This window comes from Flavobacterium riviphilum (genome assembly GCF_055231795.1).
This window is the reverse complement of sequence record NZ_JBUYSY010000003.1, coordinates 49333-72703: the sequence shown is the minus strand read 5'-3', so window position 1 is coordinate 72703 and position 23371 is coordinate 49333. Positions and strand designations below refer to the sequence as shown.

20 protein-coding genes are annotated in these 23371 nt (G+C 34.1%); 11 read left to right on the top strand and 9 right to left on the bottom strand.

Translation table 11 applies throughout. The features are described 5' to 3' along the window. Positions 1-55: 55 nt before the first annotated feature. On the bottom strand, positions 56-1258 hold the full coding sequence (locus ACZIX2_RS05190; protein WP_463339024.1) for an NAD(P)/FAD-dependent oxidoreductase: 1203 nt from the start codon (positions 1256-1258) through the stop codon (positions 56-58). Positions 1259-1392: 134 nt separating this feature from the next. Then, a complete protein-coding gene (locus ACZIX2_RS05185; protein ID WP_463339023.1) occupies positions 1393-2064 on the bottom strand; it encodes a PH domain-containing protein in 672 nt (223 codons plus the stop codon). A 241-nt stretch (positions 2065-2305) separates the two neighbouring features. On the opposite strand from ACZIX2_RS05185, the gene ACZIX2_RS05180 reads away from it, so the two are divergent. From ACZIX2_RS05180 to ACZIX2_RS05150, 7 genes are all read left to right on the top strand, one after another. Beyond that, positions 2306-3655, top strand: coding sequence for a sigma-54-dependent transcriptional regulator (locus ACZIX2_RS05180; RefSeq protein ID WP_463339022.1), 1350 nt, complete (start codon positions 2306-2308; stop codon positions 3653-3655). A gap of 4 nt (positions 3656-3659) precedes the next feature. After that, on the top strand, positions 3660-4799 hold the full coding sequence (locus ACZIX2_RS05175; protein WP_463339021.1) for an FIST signal transduction protein: 1140 nt from the start codon (positions 3660-3662) through the stop codon (positions 4797-4799). Between the two features lie 3 nt (positions 4800-4802). Then, entirely contained in the window at positions 4803-8621 is a 3819-nt protein-coding gene (locus ACZIX2_RS05170; RefSeq protein WP_463339020.1) for a PAS domain-containing hybrid sensor histidine kinase/response regulator, read from the top strand. 125 nt (positions 8622-8746) lie between these two features. Further along, complete coding sequence (locus ACZIX2_RS05165; protein ID WP_463339019.1) at positions 8747-9181, top strand: response regulator; 435 nt, start codon at positions 8747-8749, stop codon at positions 9179-9181. Positions 9182-9921: 740 nt separating this feature from the next. Next, positions 9922-12306, top strand: coding sequence for a hypothetical protein (locus tag ACZIX2_RS05160; RefSeq protein WP_463339018.1), 2385 nt, complete (start codon positions 9922-9924; stop codon positions 12304-12306). Between the two features lie 745 nt (positions 12307-13051). Next, entirely contained in the window at positions 13052-14122 is a 1071-nt protein-coding gene (locus ACZIX2_RS05155) for a glycosyltransferase family 4 protein (RefSeq protein ID WP_463339017.1), read from the top strand. 354 nt (positions 14123-14476) lie between these two features. Then, the gene (locus ACZIX2_RS05150) at positions 14477-15055 is read left to right on the top strand and encodes an NUMOD4 domain-containing protein (protein ID WP_463339016.1); all 579 of its coding nucleotides are present in this window, start codon (positions 14477-14479) and stop codon (positions 15053-15055) included. 1 nt (position 15056) lies between these two features. On the opposite strand, the gene ACZIX2_RS05145 is transcribed toward ACZIX2_RS05150, so the two are convergent. Continuing rightward, on the bottom strand, positions 15057-15425 hold the full coding sequence (locus ACZIX2_RS05145) for an MmcQ/YjbR family DNA-binding protein (RefSeq protein WP_463339015.1): 369 nt from the start codon (positions 15423-15425) through the stop codon (positions 15057-15059). A 194-nt stretch (positions 15426-15619) separates the two neighbouring features. Between ACZIX2_RS05145 and ACZIX2_RS05140 the strand changes: the two genes are divergently transcribed. The 4 genes from ACZIX2_RS05140 (at position 15620) to ACZIX2_RS05125 (ending at position 18242) form a co-directional block, all read left to right on the top strand. Beyond that, the gene (locus ACZIX2_RS05140; protein WP_463339014.1) at positions 15620-16747 is read left to right on the top strand and encodes an Mrp/NBP35 family ATP-binding protein; all 1128 of its coding nucleotides are present in this window, start codon (positions 15620-15622) and stop codon (positions 16745-16747) included. Between the two features lie 124 nt (positions 16748-16871). Then, positions 16872-17114 carry a NifU family protein gene (locus ACZIX2_RS05135; protein ID WP_463339192.1) on the top strand — a complete coding sequence of 81 codons (243 nt, stop codon included), beginning with the start codon at positions 16872-16874 and terminating at the stop codon, positions 17112-17114. Positions 17115-17444: 330 nt separating this feature from the next. Then, positions 17445-17915, top strand: a complete 471-nt coding sequence (locus tag ACZIX2_RS05130; protein ID WP_463339013.1) for a hypothetical protein — start codon at positions 17445-17447, stop codon at positions 17913-17915. A 9-nt stretch (positions 17916-17924) separates the two neighbouring features. Further along, on the top strand, positions 17925-18242 hold the full coding sequence (locus tag ACZIX2_RS05125) for a 2Fe-2S iron-sulfur cluster-binding family protein (RefSeq protein ID WP_463339012.1): 318 nt from the start codon (positions 17925-17927) through the stop codon (positions 18240-18242). Positions 18243-18278: 36 nt separating this feature from the next. Here the strand turns inward: ACZIX2_RS05125 and ACZIX2_RS05120 are convergent, their stop codons facing one another. The 6 genes from ACZIX2_RS05120 to ACZIX2_RS05095 form a co-directional block, all read right to left on the bottom strand. Then, entirely contained in the window at positions 18279-19049 is a 771-nt protein-coding gene (locus ACZIX2_RS05120) for an SGNH/GDSL hydrolase family protein (RefSeq protein WP_463339011.1), read from the bottom strand. Positions 19050-19196: 147 nt separating this feature from the next. Next, positions 19197-20375, bottom strand: a complete 1179-nt coding sequence (locus ACZIX2_RS05115; protein WP_463339010.1) for an acyl-CoA dehydrogenase family protein — start codon at positions 20373-20375, stop codon at positions 19197-19199. A 158-nt stretch (positions 20376-20533) separates the two neighbouring features. Beyond that, positions 20534-21241, bottom strand: coding sequence for a tRNA1(Val) (adenine(37)-N6)-methyltransferase (locus tag ACZIX2_RS05110; RefSeq protein WP_463339009.1), 708 nt, complete (start codon positions 21239-21241; stop codon positions 20534-20536). Positions 21242-21562: 321 nt separating this feature from the next. Beyond that, complete coding sequence (locus ACZIX2_RS05105; protein WP_463339008.1) at positions 21563-21919, bottom strand: four helix bundle protein; 357 nt, start codon at positions 21917-21919, stop codon at positions 21563-21565. Positions 21920-22123: 204 nt separating this feature from the next. Next, entirely contained in the window at positions 22124-22648 is a 525-nt protein-coding gene (gene rimM, locus ACZIX2_RS05100; protein ID WP_463339007.1) for a ribosome maturation factor RimM, read from the bottom strand. Between the two features lie 15 nt (positions 22649-22663). Beyond that, positions 22664-23206 (bottom strand): 30S ribosomal protein S16, encoded by a 543-nt coding sequence (locus ACZIX2_RS05095; RefSeq protein ID WP_463339006.1) that lies wholly within the window; start codon positions 23204-23206, stop codon positions 22664-22666. Positions 23207-23371: the final 165 nt, after the last annotated feature.

Sequence of the window (23371 nt, the reverse complement as noted above, 5' to 3'; positions counted from 1 at the left end):
TAAAAAACAAAAAAACGTCTTAATAGACGTTTTTTTTCTACAAGCTATCAAGTTGTTACGGCAAAAAGGCATACCCGTTTTTACTTTTCCAAAGAAAATATTTTTCTAACAGCACTTTATTAAAGTCATATAATACATTGGGAATCATAATGGCAAAAGATCTAGGTTTGAACAAAGAAGTGGAAAAGATGAGCACTTCTTTTTTACCAGCATCCATAATACAAAGCCCTGGAATTCTACCCCATTCTTTTTTTACTAATTCTTGCTTTCCTTTGGTTACTCGAATAATGTTTTCGGCTACAATTTTTCCAGTTTCATCAGAAGGATAACCCGTTTTGGGAGAGCCAAAAGCTACCGTTTTGGGGGTAAAAGGCAATTTCACATCGACAGCAATTCCTGCGGCCCATATATTTTGATAAGTATGATGACGGTAATCGTCGCCCACTGGTATGTATCCGGCAGGTGTAGCCTGAAGTTCGGGTGAATTTGTTATTAAATCCACACCAACAAATGGTGGCATCAACATCGTGAAATCGCTGTCTAATGTTTCCCCATTAGTCAACAATACTTTGTTTTTTTGTACTTCTTTTACGCCTACTTCGGTACGATAGTGAATGTTGAACATTTTCATAAATCCTTTGAGCATTGCTTCGCCCATAGGCATACCATCAATACCGAAATGCCCGAGATAATCTTCGGGGGTAATCCAATACAAATCTACTTTTTTACGAATATTCTCCTCGCGCAACCATTTTTCGATATTGAATAAAAACTCATACGCCGCTCCCATGCAACCCGCATTTTGAGTAGCACCAATAAAGATTGGTCCAGGATTTTTTTTGAATTCTTGTAAAGCGGTTCGGATTTTCATGGCGCCATTGGGTGTGCCCACATAATGCGAAAATTCTTCAACTCCTGGAGCAATATCATACTTAACTTTTGGGCCAGTGGCAATGACCAAATGATCGTAATGATATTCGCCTTTATCTGTGGTTACCGTTTGTGTTTGGGGATCAATTTTTAGGGCTTCTTCGTTGATAAAATTCACTCCTTTTCGGGTCAAAATTCCTTCTTTTTTAAAAGAGATGTCTTTAATATCTCTTCTCCCAAAGGGCACCCAAATTAAGGATGGAATAAACATAAACAAAGGCGATTTATCGATTAAAATTACTTTGTGTTGCTTGTTCCCTTTTCTTTTTATTTCCAAAGCAGCAGTCATACCCGCAAAGCTTCCTCCTATGATAATTGTTGTAGTCATAATGATGTTTTTAAATTGTATGTAAAGGTATACTTCAGTAAAAACAAGCACAGTAACAAATATCACATAAAGGATTTTTGGGTATAAAAAACGGTTTTAAAACTTCAAAACAGGTCTTACTAGAACAAAATCGTTTACATCTGACTCAAAATTTCTTTCTTAAAAGCATCATACTCGCCTTGAAGAATGAGGCCGTTATCGAGTAATTTTTTATAATTCTGCAATTTTTCGAACAATTCTTCTTGAGTTAATTTTGAAACATTTTCAATGGGTGCCACAGGAGTCCAAGCTGTTTCCAGTCCTACTGATTCAGGCAAAATTTCAGCATCATAAGTTTCCACCTCTGGGGTTTGTAAAAGCCTTTCATCAATGGTCCCCACAGTAAGAGAAGCATTAGACGCTTCGGACTTGCTTTTCAATGATTCTAATTGTTCTTTGGCAAAAGTATACAGTTTTCTGGCTTGAATTTTAGGGATAAAATCAATCGTAAGTTTGTTTCCTGAAAGAGTTGAAAAGGAAAACTCAGCTCCTAAAATGTTTTCTTTGATAAATGTCCCTTCAACTGCATCCCAAGCATAATCTTCAAAATGCATGGAAAGCCCTAAATTTTTAGGCTGACATAGAATTATTCTTTTATTGGTCAATACAATACTATCTGGAAAAACCGTTACAGCTGGTTTTTTTTGAACGGCAATATAGCCAATAGTCTCATGTTGCATTAAAAATGCCTCGAGCTTTGCAGTGGTTTTCTCCACGGCTTTGGGGTCTTGTTCTTCGTTTAAAAACTTCTTGATTTGTTCTTTCATTGTGTTTGAAGTGCTTTTTTTATGGTATCATATCCTTAGAAACTATCAGAAATTCGCAAAAAGCACAGTTCGCCCAAGTAAGTACTCACTTTTGAAAAGACTTTTGCCTATCCATAGATTCCGTTCTAAAAATAGTAGAAAGATTTCATTAAAACAATGCTCGTAATCAAAATATTCATACACCATCGCTACATACTATTTTAATTTTTAGTAAATTAGACACGACTTATCGGTAAATTGTATGGACGAATTAAAAATTTTCATTATAGAAGACGACTCTTTCTTTGGAGAAACTTTGAAATATCATCTAAAGTTAAATCCAGATTTTACGGTTTTTCTATACGGGTCTGCAAAAGAATGTCTTAATAATTTACATCAAAAACCTGATATTATTTGTTTAGATTTTGGATTACCCGATATTACGGGAGATCTATTGTTTAGGCGTATTAAAGAAATCAACAACAGTATTCCAATAATAATTATTAGTGGACAAGAAGATATTGATATAGCTGTAGATTTTCTAAAATGTGGTGCAACGGACTATATAGTAAAAAGCCCACATTCAAAAGATTTACTTTGGAACTCCATTCTAAAAATAAAAGAAAACCTAAATCTTGTTCAAGAAGTTGAAATATTAAAAGAAAAATTAGAGCAAAAATTCAGTTTCGAAAAAACAATCATTGGACAGAGTACCGCCATTAAAAATGTTTTTAACAAAATAAATAAAGCCTTATCCAACAATATCAATGTTTCTATAACTGGTGAAACCGGAACAGGAAAAGAAGTTGTTGCCAATGCCATTCACTATAATTCCGATCGCAAAAACAAACCATTTATTGCTGTAAATATGGCAGCCATCCCCAAAGAATTGATGGAAAGCGAATTCTTTGGCCACGAAAAAGGTTCCTTTACAGGAGCTAACGAAAGAAAAATGGGCAAATTTGAACAAGCCGATGGAGGCACCATTTTTTTGGATGAAATAGCCGAATTGGAGTTGAATCTCCAAAGCAAATTATTGCGCGTGTTACAAGAAAGAGAAGTCGTTCGATTAGGAAGCACGACCAAAATAAAATTCAATGCACGCTTGATTATTGCCACACACAAAGATTTGGCTCAGGAGGTGAAAAAAGGAAATTTTAGAGAAGACCTCTATTATCGAATTATTGGCCTACCCATAGAGCTTCCGCCGCTGAGAGAACGAGACAATGACATCTTACTTCTTGCGAAACACTTTATGGATTTGTTTGTAAAAGAAAACAAAATGTCGCCCCTATCCTTATCCAAAGAAGCAAAGGACAAACTACTAAGCTATCCGTTTCCGGGGAATATTAGAGAATTAAAATCGGTGATCGATTTGGCTTGTGTGATGTGCGACAGCAACGAGATAACCGAGAATGATTTAAGTTTTAATAGCATCCATTCGAATGATTTGTTTCTGTCTCAAGAAAAAACATTAAAACAATACACCGAAGATGTTATTCTCTATTTTTTGAAAAAAAATAACAATGATGTCCTCAAAACTGCAAAAAAGTTAGACATCGGTAAATCTACCATATACAATCTTTTACAATCCGTCGAATTAAAAAAATGATTTTATGAAAGTAGCGTCTTTTTTATATAAAAATGAAAATTTTATCAAAGAAATTAACGAAGATCAATTACAAGTAAAGGATGCCAATTTAGTGATTGGTTTTGGTGCTAGCGCATTAGTTTCTGATGAAAATAATTTTGCGACTATCCGAGAAAATTTCCCAAATGCCACTTTAGCAATGGCCTCATCTGCTGGTGAAATATTTGATAAAGAAGTATTTGATAATACAATTTCACTAATAGCTATGCAGTTTGACGACACAAAAATTGCTACCTCTGAGGTAAACATAGAAGATTATGACAATAGCTTTGATGCCGGACATGACTTAGTAACTAAGCTAACTAAAGAGGCACTCAAATTGATTTTTGTCCTTTCAGACGGTGGAAAAGTTAACGGAAGCGAACTCGTAAAAGGAATTAACGAAGCTACAGAAAGTAAAGTCTTGGTTACCGGTGGACTGGCTGGTGATGGTGCCAAATTTGAAAAAACATTTGTGGGTCTAAATCAAGTACCAACTTCGGGAAAAGTTGTAGCTATAGGTTTTTATGGAGAAAAACTTCAAATATCTCATGGTTCTATTGGCGGCTGGGAAAGTTTTGGATTAGAACGTACAGTTACCAAATCTGATAAAAATGTTCTTTATGAAATTGATGACAAAAGCGTACTAGAATTGTATAAAAATTATTTAGGAAAATATGCAGAAGAATTACCAGGTTCAGCATTATTATTTCCACTTTCAATAAAACTAAACGATAAAGATGATGTTATTGTTCGCACCATTTTATCAATAGATGAACAGAACCAATCCATGACTTTTGCAGGTGACCTACCACTTGGTAGCAAAGTAAGGTTTATGAAAGCCAACTTTGATAAACTCATAGATGCAGCTAGTGATGCAGCGAATAATTGCTTACGAATGAATAGCATATCACCCAAAGTTGCTTTACTAATCAGCTGTGTTGGGAGAAAAGTAATCCTTAACAATCGAATTGATGAAGAAGTAGAAGCTGTTTCAGATATTTTTAACAACACCACATTATTAACGGGATTTTATTCCTATGGTGAAATATCTCCGCTGCGTCCTTTTTCTGGATGTGAATTGCACAATCAAACTATGACTATTACTTGTCTTAATGAACGCTAATCTATGGCAGACCTTCACAAACTTTTACAAAAGCAAATCAACAAACATCTGTCTACTGATTGCATGCAAAATCCATCGATATTGGCTTTTTTGAATGCAGTCAATGACTCTTATCTTTCCTACGAAAGAGACCGAGATTTAATGAACCACTCTTTTATAGAAAGTGAAAAAGAATATCAAGAAATCCATCAAAATCTCAAAAAAGAATACGAACTCAAGCAACAATCCATTTCCAATTTATATGACAGTCTAGAAGCTTTAGAAGATGATTACAAAAATATCAAAGCCGATGATGCTGTTGATGATATTTTATTCATCTCAAAATATTTAAACCAACAAATTGATAAAAGAAAAAACACAGAAAAAAACCTTTCCAGAACCGTTGAACTTTTAAAAACACTTTTGGCCAACCTTCGTTCTGGCATCTTGGTTGAAGACGAAAACAGAATAATCCTTTTTACCAATCAATTGTTTTGCAATATGTTTGCAATCCCAGTCAATCCTGACCAAATGGTTGGTGTCGACTGTACCAATTCGGCAGAGCAATCCAAACATTTATTTAAAGATCCAGAAGCATTTAGTGAGGACATAACTCGTATTTTAAGCAACAGGGAAGTAGTGACCAATGAACTTTTAGAAACGGTAGATGGTCACTTTTATGAAAGAGATTATATTCCAATATACATAGCCGATGAGTACAAAGGCCACCTTTGGAAATATACGGATGTGACCCAACGGATCCAAAATCAGATTCTATTAGAACAAAGTGAAGAACGCAGCAGAATTGTAATGAATTCCTCGTTGAATGCTATTGTTACTGTCGATGACAAAGGTAGAATCACTTTTTGGAATGAGCAAGCACAAATTACACTTGGTTATACTCCCCAAGAAGTTATGGGAAAAGCATTTACTGAATTTTTAATTCCGGAACGAAATAAGGCCCTTTGGGAACATTCTATATACCAATACTTAACTGAAGGTTTCAATGAGTATTTAAATAGAAATGTTGAACTTATAGGAGTTAAAAAATCTGGCAACGAATTTTTAGCCGAAATATCAATTATACCAATTACTCAAAATGGAGAAACCTTTTTCTGTGCCTTTTTACAAGATATTTCCAAAAGAAAAGAAGCCGAAAACCAACTTTCAGAAAATTTAGTTTTACTAAAAACACTTTTGGCGAACCTTCAATCAGGAATTATGGTTGAAGATATGGATCGTAAGATTGTATTTACCAATCAACTTTTTTGCGACATGCGACACATCACGCTTTCACCAAATGAAATGATCGGAAAAGACTGCAGAGAGTTAATCAGTACAACCAAACTCATTTTTAAAAATGAAAAACAATTTGTTGATCGAGTAAATGAAATCATTAATGAAAAGAAAATTGTGATTCGAGAATTGATTGAAACCAAAGACAATCTTTTTTACGAAAGAGATTACATTCCAATTATCATTGGACAAGAGTACAAAGGACATCTTTGGAAATACACCGATGTAACAGAACGTATTCACAACCAAATGCTTTTAGAACAAAGTGAAGAACGTAACAGAAGCATAATGAATTCATCTCTCAATGCTATTATAACCATAGATAAAAAAGGATTTATCACTTTTTGGAATACACAAGCCGAAGTGATTTTTGGATGGAAAAAAGAAGAAGTAATAGGCAAAACCCTCACCGAAACTATAATACCGAAGCAACACCAAAAAGGACATAACGAGGGCATGAAACATTACTTAGCAACAGGCGAAGGACCAGTTTTAAATAAAAATATTGAACTCCCAGCAGTTAACCGAAAAGGAGAAGAATTTCCTATAGAAATTGCCATTATCCCCTTGAAATTAAATGGAGAATCTTTTTTTTGCTCTTTCATTCAAGATATTTCAGAAAGAAAAAAAGCTGAAACCAAACTCAAATATCAAGAAGAAAAATACCGCAATATTATTTCTAATATGAACCTCGGACTGATTGAAGTTGATAACGATGAAATCATTCAGTTTGTAAATCAAAGTTTTGCCACGATGTCTGGCTATGAAATTGAAGATTTGATAGGAAAAAATCCATCTGAAATTTTTGTATTTAGAGAAAACTATGATGTCATTCAACACAAAAAAGAATTGCGCACAAAAGGCATTTCAGATGTGTATCAAATTCCCGTGAAAAACAAAAAAGGAGAACTTAAATGGTGGGCTATTAGCGGCGCACCTAATTATGATGACGAAGGAAATCTGGTAGGTTCTGTGGGAATTCATCTCGATATCACCGAGCAAAAACAACTCGAAATAGAACTCAACCAACAAAAACAAAAAGCTGAAGAAGCTTCGAAAGCCAAAGAAGTATTCTTAGCCAATATGAGTCATGAAATTCGTACACCACTCAACGCCATTATTGGCTTTTTAAGAGAATTGGGCAAACAAGAACTCACAGAATTGCAAAAAAAATACATTGACAATAGCACAATTGCTTCACGTCATTTATTAGCAATATTAAACAATATTCTGGATATCTCTAAAATAGAAGCTGGTGAAATGGAACTCGAAAAAGAAGATTTCTTATTTGAGGAATCAATAGACAAAGTTGTCAAAGTACTGCATCCATTAGCCAAACAAAAAGGATTAAGACTTTCAGCTTACATTGAACCCATAGTTAGCCCTGTATTGAAAGCCGACTCATTACGTATAGAACAGATTCTCTTTAATTTAGTCGGCAATTCGTTAAAATTCACCAACAAAGGCAGAATCGATTTAAAATGTGAGGTAATTGCTGATTATGCTAATTTTCAAAAAATTCTTATAAAAGTTGCAGATACCGGTATAGGAATGGATCAAAGTTATGTAGAAACCATTTTCAAAAAATTCTCCCAAGAAGACAAAGCAGTTACCAGAAAATTTGGCGGAACCGGTTTGGGAATGGCTATAACCAAGGAATTGGTCTCTTTAATGCATGGAGACATAACAATAGAAAGTGAAAAAGGGGTAGGAACTACTTTTTTTATCACCCTTCCATTAGAAAAAGGAAATCCAGACAAAATAAAGGAAATCAATAAAGAAACAAATGTAGATATTTCAGGCCTGTCTATTTTATTGGTTGAAGACAATAAAATGAACAGAATGGTGCTACAAAATTCCATGCAATACTTTAATTGTGCTGTCACAGAAGCCGAAAATGGTATTGAAGCCCTAGAAATCTTAAAACATCAAAGTTTTGATATTATCCTAATGGATATACAAATGCCAGAAATGGACGGAATTGAAGCGACCAAAATCATTAGAAACGAATACAAACTCAATACACCTATTATCGCTTTGACCGCAAATGCTTTCAAATCAGAAATTGAAAACTGTAAAAATGCAGGTATGGATGATTATGTAACTAAGCCATTTGACGAATATGTTTTGATAGAAACCATAGCCAAACTAACTATAAATCGTCCTAAAAACAGTTCCGAATATAAAACAACAGACCTCGTACCTATCATTTATAACCTATCGATGCTAAGAAGTCTAAGCAGAGGAAATGATGAATTTGTTCAAAAAATGATTATCATATTTGTTGAGCAAACTAAGCAAATTCTGCTAGATATCGATCGTGCATTTCAAGAAAACAACTTTATAGAAATTAGCCTATTGATTCACAAAATTAAACCTAGTATAGAAAGTTTGGGTATAAAAACTATCTTAAACGATGTTATATCGCTTGAAAAAATTGCAAAAACATCCAGCAACAAATCCGAAATTATGCCATTACTACAACGCACTAAACTGGTTTTGTTACAAGCTATTACCCAACTTCAAGAAAACGAATTAAAGAAGTAACATTTTGGAATTATTTTCCATTTTTTGGAACAAAAGAATACATTAAAAAGCATCAACCCCTTTCTTTTCAGGGGTTGATTATTATTGGCTTGAATTTGGCATTGAAATGATAAAAAAAATTTATTATGGAATATTCAACTCAATTCAAATTCTTTATTGTAGACGATGATATCTTTTGTGCTAGTATTTTTGAACAATATTTATCAAATCTCAATTATACTGATTTTACTTACTTTAGTAATGGTAAAGCGTGTCTGGACAACCTAGACCAAAATCCAGATATCATTTTTTTAGACTATAACCTGGATGATTTGACTGGATTTGAAGTATTGAAACGAATCAAAAGATACAATTCTAACATTTATGTCGTAATGGTTTCTGGACAAGAAAACATCAAAATCGCAGTAGACGCTTTAAAACATGGTGCTTTTGATTATGTAACTAAAAACACTTTTGTATGTGATAAAATGACATACATAATTCAAAAAATTTGCAAAATAAAAACCGAAACCAACTGTTCAAATCCAAAAATTTTTAAGCGACTAAAGAGCTTTTTGTAATCACAAATTGTTTATCTTATGATAACACTTATACCACGAGCAATATTACTGCTATTTTTAAGCAGTTACAAAACCTATAAAACATTTGAACGCAAAAACCGAAACAAAAAACTACAACTGAAATCAAAGACAGAAACTCTTTATTTGGCTAGTAAAAAATAGGAAAGAATTTCTTTTAGACCAAAAAATGTATGACAACAAAGAGCTTTAGATAAATCTATCCGAAAATTTTGCAGTAGCAATAGACGGAACAGCAGTAATTATAAAAATTATTTACAATAAAAGGATTACAATTCATTACTAAAAAAGTCTCCTTAATGATAACAAAGAATGAATCGGAAACTCTATTATATTCAATATAGAAAAAGTAATGGTGACATCCAATTAATAATAACCTAAATTAAAATCTTACAAAATATATTTAAGCTCATCTAATCTATGAATTATTGAGTATTTTTTCGTTTATCACATTTTACAAAAAGCAATAGCAAGTATAACTATATAAATCAATTAAATAATTATATCGAAGGTTAATCATAAACAATCAACCATTGTAATTTGTTTTTAATTCTAGTTCTCGAAAAATCAATTCATTTCATTACTTCTTGTTTTCAAAAAAAGACTTTTTTCCAAAAAATGGAAAAGTTTAAATTCTATAATCTCTCAAAACCCCTGTAAAATATAGAGTTTTTTGTTTTGGCACAATTTTACCATTGATTGTAGTACAAAACATTATAATCATGAAAGAAATTTTAAAATTAACAGGCTACAATTTCTCTCCAAAAGAAATAAATGGAAACGAACAAAGCATCAAACTATCTTTTATCTTCAACAGAGATGGTTCACCTAGATGGATTTGGAATGCTCAAAATAAAGTTCCGTCATTTCTAAAATTGTATCATACAGGAAACAAAAATTATTGGTTATTCACTAAAATGATTCAAGTGATTTTTGCTTTGCAATTGCAGCGTCTTTTTTTTAAACAAAAAAAATGGTTTTATACTATTGGAGAAAATCCTCTTTTTGATTGCACAAATGATTGGGCTTTGTTTATTGACTCGCAAGAATCGAATGACAAAGCTGTTTTGTATACAAACAAAACCTTCTTTAAAATTGCTTGTACTGAAAATGGAACTCAATTAATAGAAAACGAATACGAAATTCTACAAGAATTGCAATTAGTTTCAAAAAGTTTTACTACTCCATTGGTTCATATGGTCAACAAACATATTATACAATTCTCCGACGTATTGATAAACAGCAAGAGAAAAAACAAAATTTCAGATAGCCATTTAAAAGTCTTGAATGAAATAGCAATGATTAAAAAACGAACCACTACATTAGAGAAATGGGATTGGTTCAGTCAATTAGAAGCTACCTTTATAGAGATTCAAGACCCAAGGATACCTCGTAACTTAGTACGCAAAATAGAATTTCTATTAAATAACTTAAACAGACAACAAAAAGTTTCCATTGGATTCTCTCATGGTGATTTCACTCCTTGGAATCAATTTCAAAAAGGCGATACTATTGCAATGTATAATTGGGAATTAGCAAGAGAAGATCGACCCTATGCCTTTGATTATTTTCATTTTGTTATTCAACAAGGGTTGTTAATTGATAGAAAAAATTGGTCAAGTATATACAAAGAATTGAAAGAACAGTGTGTTGATAGCCAAGGAAATTGTCTTTTTAATAATGATTTAGACACTTTCAAAACCCAACTAAAATGGTATTTATTAACCCATTGCATGCATTACTTAAAAGAATTTGCTGAACAAATAAAATGGAACAGCAAAATGGAAAGTCAATTGAATTTTTGGAATGAAGGATTGGATTTATTCTTTGAAGAAGAAAAAGCCATAAGAGAATTAATATTTATGGACGTTTTTGATAGCATACAAAACGCCGATTATGGCGCACTGAAATCTCCAAATTTTACCCCTGAAAAACTTAGTAAAGCCTCTGAAATTGAAATTGTAATTAAAAAAAATGATGCTAAAAAAACACTACAACTTCTTATGAATCATCATTTAGTAAGTCATGTTTCGGTTCAAAAAAAATCGTTTATGTATGCCATTCAAGCTGTGCTTATAGATGGAAGCATTTTGGCTTTGGATTTAATTTGGCAAATAAAAGTACGTGGTTTAGAAGTAATGGATGCGCACAAAGTATGTAAAAATAATTCCATATCCCCCTTTGGAATTAAACAAGCACGTAGTATTGACTCGGCTAGATTTACAGCCTTATCGAGTTTATTAACAAATACTAATGTTCCAAACCAATATAGTAATTATCTACCACTACTAAAAACATCAAAAAATGTATTGGATATACAAATTAACCATTGCATTCAAAACAACAAAAATGACTTAACCAGTTTGTTACATTTCATTAAGAAAAACCCAAAAAACCAATCCTATTTATACTTAAAAAATAGCGTCTTGTATGTTCTTGATAGGTTGCAAAATTACACCAGAAAAAGAGGATACGTCATTTCTTTTGGCGGCATAAATAATAATGAAAAATCAACAATGCTTGAACAAATAGCCCAACGCATTCAAAAACAGCTACGTAAGCCAGTAATTATCTTACGTCAACGCCCCTCCATTTTACTTTTCTTATGCAATTGGAACAAACCAAAAGAAGCAACACAATTAGCTATTATAAACACTCAGTCAGATCTAAAAAAGAAGAAAGCTGCTGTGGCCTCATTGCTTCGATTATCTTACCACTATTTGGATTATAAGATTGGCCAATTTGTTATATATTTCAAGTACATTATTCGCGGATATATTGTGATCTATGATGATAGCCAATACTTTAATTTTATTCATGAAAATAAGCAGAGAGATATTCTCATGCCCAAAAAACTGACCGCCTATGGATATCATTTTTTAATGCAACCTGATTTTACCTTTTTGTTCTTTGCAGATACTTCTACCCTTATGAAAAGAAAACAAGACCCTAGTAAAAATGCTATCGAAGAACTTACCGCAGATTACAGAGAGTTGTTCGAAAAACGACAAAAAAGAGGGAATTCAAACTTAAACCATACTAACAATAATTTAGAATTTGATGTCACTTTGAGTCAAGTTTTAAAAACGCTAACGATAATGAATTAATAATATCTTAACTAGAAAAAAAAACTTGATTTGGAACTACTCCTTTTTAAATTAATATTGAAAATTCCTCAACCTTGGATCAATCGCTAGGAATTTGTTGAGTTTCTCTATTCCTTTCTGCAAAACTTAGTTCCGATTTAAAAATCCCAAAAGGTAAGTTCTTATAAAAAATGATTCCGATGTCCTTCCGAAAAGAATATAATCTCTTGGTATTGAAATGCCAAATCAACAAAAACAGAAGAGTTGATAATAATAGTCTTTTAGCAAATTGCCACATTATAACCCTATAAAGTATTTAATGAAAAATGGATTAGAATAGCATTTATTAACTGCACGCAAGCGAAAAGTGATTGTAATAACTCGTCATATCCTTCACGCTGCAAATGAAAAAAATCTCAACAAAAAAATAAGCTAGTATATAGCAATACTACATTCTACTATTTTGATTTGTATACTTAGATACACTTTTGGGAAAAGAAGGTCATGGTTGGATAGTAAATAAAAACACGTGGCTTAGAGGCATAACTTCTTTTTAAAATGTGAAACAATTTTTCCATTTATGATTCTAAAGTCCAAATTTTGGAATTTTTTCAGACTCTATAAAAATGTGACTCCCAGTGTTTACAAGACATTTACAACTCTAGCATAATTCTTGGCATAGTTAAAATAGAAAAAAAGGCATAACAAGCCTACATTAACATTAAAGAAAAAACTATTTACATAACATTAATAACAAAATAAAATTATGAAAATTATAGCCATACATCTAGTGAACGATTTTAGCGAAAGTTCAAAGGTTTTGAAACAATTAGTAAAAGGTTGGACCAATAACAAGATCAATACCGAACTTTATATAGGTAGAGGCAAAAAAGGATTTTTATCAAATACACCTCAATCTACTACACATCAGTATTGGTATTCATCCGTTAAAAACCCTATTTTTAGGTTGATTGCTATTTTTACTAGTCAAACGGTACTGTTTTTAAAGCTTCTTTTTCATTTAAAAAAATCCGATATACTTTATATCAATACTGTATTGCCTTTTGGAGCTGCAATTGCTGGAAAAATCAGAGGATGCAAAATCATGTATCACATACATGACACTAGCATGACTCCAAAAATCTTCAAACTTTTCCTTTTTGGTATAGTAAAATGGACAGCAAATGAAGTTGTTTATGTTTCCAATTTCTTAGCCAAACAAGAACCACTAAAAATTAAAAGTAACGTAATTTACAACGTGCTCGAAAAAGATTTTCTCAACCAATGCAAGGGTATTAAAACCTCTCAAAAAGAAAACAAAATCATTCTTATGATTTGTTCTTTAAAAGCAAATAAAGGTGTTGGTCAGTTTTTACATCTAGCACATTTGAATAGAAAATATACTTTCAAACTGGTCCTAGATGCTACCCAAAAAGAAATTGACAATTATTTTAAGTTTGAATTACTTCCAGAAAATTTAACTATTTACCCAACACCAGAAGACACACATGCTTTTTATAGAGAAGCTAGCATTGTACTGAATTTATCCGATGTACGTTCCTCTGTTGAGACTTTTGGTCTTACTATTCTTGAAGCTATGGCTTATGGATTACCAACTATAGTTCCTCCGGTTGGTGGTGTAGTTGAATTAGTAAAAGAAGGTGAAAATGGCTATTTGATAGATAGCAAAAATATACCACTTCTAAGCAAACGATTAAATGAACTTTTGCAAAACAAAACTCTTTATCAAAAAATGAGTGCTACAGCAAAAGATTACAGTCGCTTTTTCTGCGAAGAGTATTTTGAGAGCGAATCAACTAGAATTCTATTAAGTTAAATTTACAAAAAGCAATTTAGATCACGCGTACTTTACTTTACTACACAAAACTCAACTTATGGTACAAGTACTTGTTTATGTGCAATATTTGTACTCCGGTGTTTTTTTAGGTTACCTTACTAAGCTTGTTATTTAGATAGTTGAATATTGATTTCGGTCTATTCCTTAGATTTCTACTTGGCATATATTTTTAATATAAAATGAATTTATAGACAGGGACACCCCATTGAATTTCTAGCTTAAGATCCTTAAGAATAAAAGGTGCATTATCTTCTAATGAAAAAAGTAGTTACTGATTTTTTCTTATCAGATGAATAATTACCTATATTTGTTTCAAATCAATCTAGACCACATATGATTCGATTATATCCGAATGAACAAGTTAAAGAATTTAGCGTACATGAATCTTTGCAATTGCGATACGCTATTACCAGCCGAGGAAGGCTCATTAGTTTTAAAGACCGTATTGAAGAGGGTCGCGAATTAAAAGGCAGCAAGATCGATGGCTACCGAATTTTTCGCTACAAAGTAAATAATGGGGAAAAACCCGTTAACCGTCATCTATTTGTTTACAAACTCATTGCCGAACATTTTATTCCTAAACAGTCTGAAGATCAAGTGCACATTTTGCATTTGGATTATGTTCGCGATAACGATTCGCTCCGAAATCTAAAATGGGCCACCCGTGAAGAATTTTTGGAACACAACCGTAAAAGTCCGCATGTTATTCAAGCAAAGAAAAATTTGTTAGAACACAACATCAAATCCGATGGTAGAAAACTAACGGTGACCAATGTGATGCGCATCAAAAAGATGTTGCAAAACCCCAACCGAAAAACCAGAATCAAAATGATTGCCAAACAATTTGGTGTAAGCGAAATGCAAATTTTCCGTATCAAATCTGGCGAAAACTGGGGACACGTGGAAGTGTAACTTAAGGCAAAGCATTCAATTCGGCCTGTATTTTTTTCGTAAGACTTTTAAAAACCAAGTCATACGAATGGTTTATTAATTCCATCAACAGACCATCAGGAACATCTTGATTGAGAGCAATCGTGTTCCAATGTTCTTTGCTCATATGGTAGCCTGGTTGGATGCCATCATAATGGGCTCGCAAGTCCAAAGCACGCTCAGGATCGCATTTGAGATTTACTGAGGGTGCTTGTTTTTCCCATTGCTGTAATGAGGTCAAGGCAAACATCTTGCCTCCCACTTTAAAAACCAAGGTATCTTCATCAAAAGGAAAATGTTCCGTAACCCCTTTTTGGGCCAAACAGTAGTGGTAAAAAGTTTCCAAATCCATAGAAAAGTACTAAACAAATTGTTTTTAAGTCATTTTTAAGCTGCTCTCAAAATTAACTCTTTTTTAAAGCTAATTTGATTATCCGGCGATAAACATTTTCAATACTTTGGCTATTAATTCAATAATTTTCCTATTATCTTTGCCATCTAAACTCAGTCTTAATAAAAAAAAGCGAGTCGTTAAAGCAAGACAATATGAAATTAGATAAAAAAGAAATCTTAAATGCCTTATCCACTATCACTATTGCTGGAGAAGGGAAAAATATGGTAGAAAGTGGCGCTATTGCCAATGTGGTGGTTTTTGGCAATGAAGTTGTCGTAGACCTAGTATTGCACACTCCTGCCATGCACATCAAAAAAAGAGCAGAAGAAGACATTAAAAAAGTAATCCTAGAAAAAGTAGCTGCTGATGCTGTGGTAAAAATCAACACCAAAGTAACCGTACCAGAAAAAGCAGAAATTAAAGGAAAAGCCATCCCTGGCATCAAAAACATCATTGCTGTAGCTTCTGGAAAAGGAGGAGTAGGAAAATCTACCGTTACGGCTAACTTAGCTGTATCTTTAGCCAAAATGGGCTTCAAAGTAGGCGTATTAGATGCTGATATTTATGGACCTTCAATGCCTATAATGTTTGACGTTGAAAACGAAAAACCCATTTCCATTGAAGTTGATGGCAAATCAAAGATGAAACCTATCGAAAGTTATGAAATTCAAATGCTTTCTATTGGATTTTTCACTTCGCCAAGTCAAGCTGTAATTTGGAGAGGACCAATGGCGGCCAAAGCCTTAAATCAAATGATTTTTGACGCGCATTGGGGCGAACTGGATTTCCTTCTTATTGACTTGCCTCCGGGAACAGGAGACATCCATTTGTCTATCATGCAATCGTTACCAATTACTGGTGCTGTGGTGGTAAGTACCCCACAAGCCGTTGCGCTAGCCGATGCCAAAAAAGGAGTGTCGATGTTTTTATCAGATGCCATCAATGTTCCGGTTTTGGGTATCATAGAAAATATGGCGTATTTTACACCCGAAGAACTCCCAGAAAACAAATACTATATTTTTGGTCAAGAAGGTGCCCGAAATCTTGCCACCGATCTGTCCGTTCCTTTCTTAGGAGAGGTGCCAATTGTTCAATCCATTCGTGAAGCTGGAGATTATGGCCGACCAGCCGCTTTACAAACAGATTCTATAATCGGTACCGTTTTTGAAAACATTACCCGTCGTGTAGTAGAGGAAACCGTAAAAAGAAACGAAAATTTGCCAGCAACCGAAGCCATCAAAATCACGACCATGGCCGGATGTTCAGCAGTAAAAAAATAAATTAGCGAGCGGTCTAAAAGACCAGAAAACCATTTTGTGTTGAGCAACACACTCATCACAAAACATCCGAGGGGCAAACTCTTAATACCTGACTTTTAGACCGCTTTTTAAAATAAATCCAATGATGACAACACAAGAAGTTACCGAAAATGTAATGAAAGCCCTTGATGAGATCAGGCCATTTCTAAAATCGGACGGTGGCGATATCACCCTAATTTCGATTGAAGACGACAAACATGTAAAAGTGCGTTTGGAAGGTGCTTGCACAAGTTGTAGCGTTAATCAAATGACTTTTAGAGCTGGTGTGGAAACTACCATTAAAAAATTTGTACCACAAATCGAAACCGTAGTCAACGTACCATATTAATTACCAGACATTTACAATGTCATTGTTTTCGTTCCGTATGGACACAACCATTTCTTTAGGTAACGAAAACTTAGGACAACAAACACAAAACAACAACGTTTATGTTAAAATAATTGATTATTTTTAATGATTTTTTATTAAATCAACAAAACACAATAGGATTTATTGTTTTTTTTATGGTGTTTTTTTTCAAAAAAAAATATATTTTTGGCTTTTAATCAAAATCAAACCATAAATAAGGTACAAAAAACTAATGTTGCAATGTTACAAAAAACAAGCGCTAACAAATTGATTTTCTACCTTTAACAAGTAAACAATAAATAACTACATATGAAAAAACAGTACTTAATTTTACTTTTTTTGTTGTCGGGTTTTGTCAATTATGGACAAGAATTAATACAAGAAGCTTTTGTGAAAAGAGCGTACGTTGCTGTTGATGGCGAGTGGCAGGACACTTCGTTTTCCACACCAGTAGAGATTTTTTCCAACCGACTCGGGCATTTGAAAATTAAAGGAGCCGAATTTTTAATCCAACTCAGTGGAGAAAAAGCCAAAATGCTCGAAAATAGCGCTTACAATACAGCCGAATTGAGTTCGCAAGTATTAGCCAAAACCAAAAACGAAAAAAACGGACTGGTAAACACAACTTATGAAGGCAAGTTAATCTACAAAACTATGGACGGTGTCTACACACCCAACGTAGCAGTAGTATACACCATCAATCAAGCCGATGTGGTGCGATTAAAAATTAGTAATTTTAAAAACAATAAAGAATATATTCTGGATCTCGAGATCAAATAACCAATACAAATGGATGTTACAATAAAAATAAAAGATAGAGAAGGTATTGTACACGAGTTACAAGCCCCAACTGATATGGCCATGAACATCATGGAGTTATGCAAAGCCTATGAACTTCCCGTGGAAGGCACCTGTGGAGGGATGGCCATGTGCGCTTCTTGCCAATGCTACGTACTCAATGATGTTGCATTACCCCCAATGGGTGATGACGAAGAAGCCATGTTATCTGAAGCTTTTTATGTAAAATCCAACAGCCGATTGGGATGTCAAATTCCCATCACAGAAAATTTAGACGGACTCGAATTAGAACTAGCCCCCGAAAATTAATCACACAAGCCTTGATCATCTGCATCAAGGCTTTTTTTATTTTCGAACTATGGCACTGGCAATAGGAAAAATACGGTCCACAAACAAAGCATATGCTTTTTCAGAAGGATGCAATCCATCTAAAGCTACCAAATAGGGTTCTGTCACACCTTGTCTTGTAATATCCGTTATGGACACATACGCAATGGCATTGCGATCGCAAAAACTTTTGGCAAAAGCATTATACCGGTCAATCTCCGTCGAAATTTTATCAGGATTTAAGGAACGCTGTCCAAAAGGAGTGTAGGCATAATCCGGTATAGAAATTACAATAACGCGGCTTTTATCCCCTTTCGCCAAGAAGATGGCCCGATTTACCAATTCGGGAAACTCGCGCTCATAAATACTAAACTCTCTATTTTGAAATTGATTGTTCACCCCAATCAGCAAGGTAACCATCCCCTTATCGTTAGTAGGATTCCGCTCTTGCAATGACGAAATTAAATTGGAAGTAGTCCATCCCGATTGGGCAATGAGCTGTAAATTTACGGTCAGATTAGAAATAGTACTCTCTAGCTTCCGCTTCAATTGTTCAGGAAAACGACAGCTCGCACACACACTAGCCCCTATGGTATAACTATCGCCCAAGGCTAAATAATTAACCGTGGTGGCTTCAGGTAAAGGCTGAGGAGAAGGTGCTGGTGTTGGCGCTACAACCACAGGCATTGAACTGGGAGCATCGGTGCTGCATTGTACGGCAAAAAAAGCCGTAAAAAACAACAACACCCAACGCTGCACCACAGCACAATGAATCCTACCTTTTACCATCGCTTTAGATTGAAAAATCCCACTACCTTGTTAGCCATCTGTCCTTAGACCGAAATATTGGAGTTAATCTCCTATAAAATTAAAAAAGCTCCTTGTTTCCAAGAAGCTTTTGCGCTGAATTTATCAGATAATTAATATTCGTTTAGCTTATTTAAAAGCAGCAATTCCTGTGATGTCCATTCCGGTAATTAATAAATGAATATCATGAGTACCTTCGTAAGTAATCACAGATTCTAAATTCATCATATGACGCATGATAGAATACTCCCCAGTGATTCCCATTCCACCTAGCATTTGTCGTGCTTCACGAGCAATATGAAGCGCCATATCTACGTTGTTGCGTTTGGCCATAGAAATCTGTGCCGATGTAGCTCTTCCTTCGTTTCTTAGTACGCCTAGTCGCCAAGTCAACAATTGCGCTTTGGTGATTTCGGTAATCATTTCGGCTAATTTCTTTTGTTGCAATTGAGTAGCTGCGATGGGTTTATCAAATTGAATACGCTCTTTGGCATAACGCAAAGCGGTATCATAACAATCCATAGCGGCACCAATAGCCCCCCAAGCAATTCCATAACGAGCAGAATCTAAACATCCTAGAGGTGCACCCAAACCAGATTTGTTGGGCAACAAGTTTTCTTTTGGCACTTTAACATTATCAAAAATCAATTCTCCAGTTGCCGAGGCACGTAAAGACCATTTGTTGTGTGTTTCTGGAGTGGAAAACCCTTCCATACCACGTTCAACAATTAAACCGTGAATTCTTCCTTCTTCATTCTTCGCCCATACTACAGCTATATCTGCAAAAGGGGCATTAGAAATCCACATTTTGGCACCATTTAACAAATAATGATCGCCTTTGTCTTTAAAGTTGGTCGTCATTCCACCAGGATTAGAACCATGGTCTGGCTCGGTCAATCCGAAACAACCTATTAACTCACCTGTTGCTAATTTTGGCAAGTATTTTAATCGTTGCTCTTCGTTGCCATATTTCCAAATAGGATACATTACTAAAGAAGATTGCACTGAGGAAGTAGAACGCACTCCCGAATCGCCACGCTCAATTTCTTGCATGATGAGACCATAGGAGATTTGGTCTAAACCAGCTCCGCCGTATTCAACGGGAATATAAGGGCCAAAACCGCCAATTTCCCCCAAACCTTTAATGATTTGCTTTGGAAATTCAGCTTTTTGAGCATAGTTTTCTATAATTGGAGATACTTCTCTTTTTACCCAAGCTCTTGCTGCATCGCGCACTAACTTGTGTTCTTCGGTTAATAAATCGTCAAGATTGTAATAATCAGGAGATTGAAATAAGTCTGGTTTCATGGTTCGAAAATTTAACAGCAACAAATCTACATAAAGAAATATAACAAAACGAGTATTTTTTGTTATATTTTTATTTTTTATGAATTTGATATTAGATTCGAACCCAAGGCAGCTATTCTACTACGCCCTGTTCTTTTGGAAATTAAAAATTAGCAATATCACATCTTCAAATAAAAATCCTTAGTCAGCGCTATGTATTCAGGAGTATACACGTGGCGGGCCGTTTCGATAACCAATTCGTCAATTGATAAGTCATTAGTTTTATTTCGGCTAAAAGCCAGTAAGCTTCGTTTGATTTCTGTAGTAGGTGTTCCTTTTACCCGAGTAATTTTAAAAGGATACAATTCGAATTCGTTGGCCAAAGCCATAAAGTTTTCTTCTTCTTTGAAGGGAATAATGACTGCTAAAATTCCGTTTTCAGAGAGCAACAAATCAGCTGCTTCAAGTAATTGCTCAAAAGGCATAGCGTCTTGAAATCGGGCTAAGTCGCGTGATTCATTTTCGGTTTTATAATCCTCTGAATAGAAAGGAGGGTTGGAAACAATCAGATCGTACTCGTCTTCAGGTTCTTCTATAAATTCGTCCAAACCCGCATGAAAACAGAACAAACGATCGTTCCAAGGGGAATTTTCGAAATTATCTGTGGCTTGTTCGTAAGCGTCTTCATCAATTTCTAAAGCATCAATTTGCTGTGCTGCGCTTCTTTGTGCTAACATCAAAGCGATGATACCCGTTCCAGTGCCAATGTCTAAAATACTAAAAGGATGATTGTCAATAGGAGCCCAAGCACCCAATAAGACCCCATCGGTACCAATTTTCATGGCGCAACGGTCTTGCTCAATAGCAAATTGTTTAAATGTAAACATAAATTAAAATTCCAATTTTTTAAATTCCAAATTCCAATACTGAAATTTCAAATTCTAAATTCCAAATTCCAAAATCCAAAATCCAAAATCCAAAATCTAAAATCTAAATCTCAAATTCTAAATTCCAAATTCTAAATTCCAAAATCCAAATTCCAAATTCTAAATTCTAAATTCTAAATCTCAAATTCCAAAATCCAAATTCTAAATTCTAAATTGCAAATTCCAAAATCCAAATTCCAAAATCCAAATTCTAAAATCCAAATTCTAAATCCCAAATTCTAAATTCTAAACTTAAATTCGCAATTTGTTTTTTATTGAAAATTAAACACTAGAACTTATTTTGGTTATAATTGCAGATAATATTTTTCTTAATTCCTCAACTTCATCTAGAAGTGATTCTGAGGTTTCTCTATGTTCTGGATTCAACTCATGCAATAAGCGAATCCAATATATTGACTCTTTAGCTTCTTTTCTTGCGATTTTCAAACGAAAAACTAAGTCTTTGTCTCCAAGCTTCTCATTTGCTTCTATGTAATTGGCTCCAATTGACCCAGAGGATCTTACTAATTGCTTGCTATCTTCTATATTTGAAGTAGTTTTGTGTAGCTTTTGAACATAAGATCTACACTCTTTAGCGAACAAAAAAGTTCTTTCTTCTAAATCATAAGGTTTATTCATAAAGCTGTAAAATTCCAAAAATAAAAAATCAAAATTCCAAACATCTTAATGGATCAAAGATACATCTAGTTGGTTTTTTATTTCAAATCTAGAGTAAAATATTTGAATTCCCATTTAAAATTGGGATTTGGAATTTCTTTTTTGGAATATTCTTTTTTGATTCCCTTTATTTGGAATTTGGCATTTCTTTTTTTGGGATTCTAACTAAAGGTACATTTCAATTAAGCCTTCTGGTAAATCCATAATGATTTTTTTGTTTTCGCGGTCTACTTTTACCAAAAAATGGTCAATCATTGGGATTAAAATCTCTGTATCGCCTTTGAGTACCTCAAATAAAGGTTGTGCAGTGGTGTCGTTTATGGCTTGTATATCACCAACATACCCTAGGCGTTGGTCTTCTATAGCAAAACCGATAACTTCGTGAAAATAGAATTTATTGCCGCTTAGTTTGGGCAACATGCTTAAAGGCAAGTACAATTCGCACCCCACTAAAGCGTCGGCTTGTTCCTCGGTAGTAATGTCTTCAAAAAGAATACGTAAAAAATCGTTTTTATGAAGGGAACAATGCTCAATAAAAAAAGGAATCAAGTGTTTGTTTTGTTCCACAAACACTGATTCCAAGTTTTCGTATAACTCCGGTTCGTCTGTATCCAAATAGGCTAAGACTTCCCCTTTGAAACTAAATTTTTTTGCGATTTTACCTAAATAGAAACAGTCCTTTTTACGCATTGTCGCAAGTTAAAATTAAGCCTCAGCTGTTTCGTTATTTTCTTCTGTAGCAGGAGCCTCTTCAGTAGCTTCTTCTGCAGGAGTAGCAGCAGCCAATGCAGCAGCCTCAGCTTCTGCTTGAGCAGCTAAACGTTTTGCATTTACTTCTTGTTCTGCTTTTAAAGCTTTTGCTTTTTCAGCAGCTTGTGCTTTAGTCAAACCTTCTTTTTTAGCTTCTACTTTACCAGCTTTAGCTTCTAACCAAGCAGCCAATTTAGCATCAGCTTGTTCTTGAGTCAAAGCACCTTTACGAACTCCTCCGTTTAGGTGGTGTTTCAATAAAGCTCCTTTGTAAGAAAGAATAGCTCTAGCAGTATCAGTTGGTTGCGCCCCATTTTGCAACCATTTTGCAGCACTATCAATATCTAATTCAATAGTTGCAGGGTTAGTGTTTGGATTGTAAGTACCGATTTTCTCTAAGTATCTACCATCTCTTTTTGCGCGTGCATCTGCCGCTACTACCCAGTAAAAAGGTTTACCTTTTTTACCGTGTCTTTGTAATCTAATTTTTACTGACATAATCGTTTGATTAAATTTTGAGGTACACGACCTCGATTAATTAAGGGTGCAAAGATACATTTTTTATTTATACAAACTAACAATCAGTTTAAAATTGTAATTCAATTGATTAGGACTACGGTTTAAGTTCGCAAGGAATTGTCTTTGCCTTATTTATCAAACCAA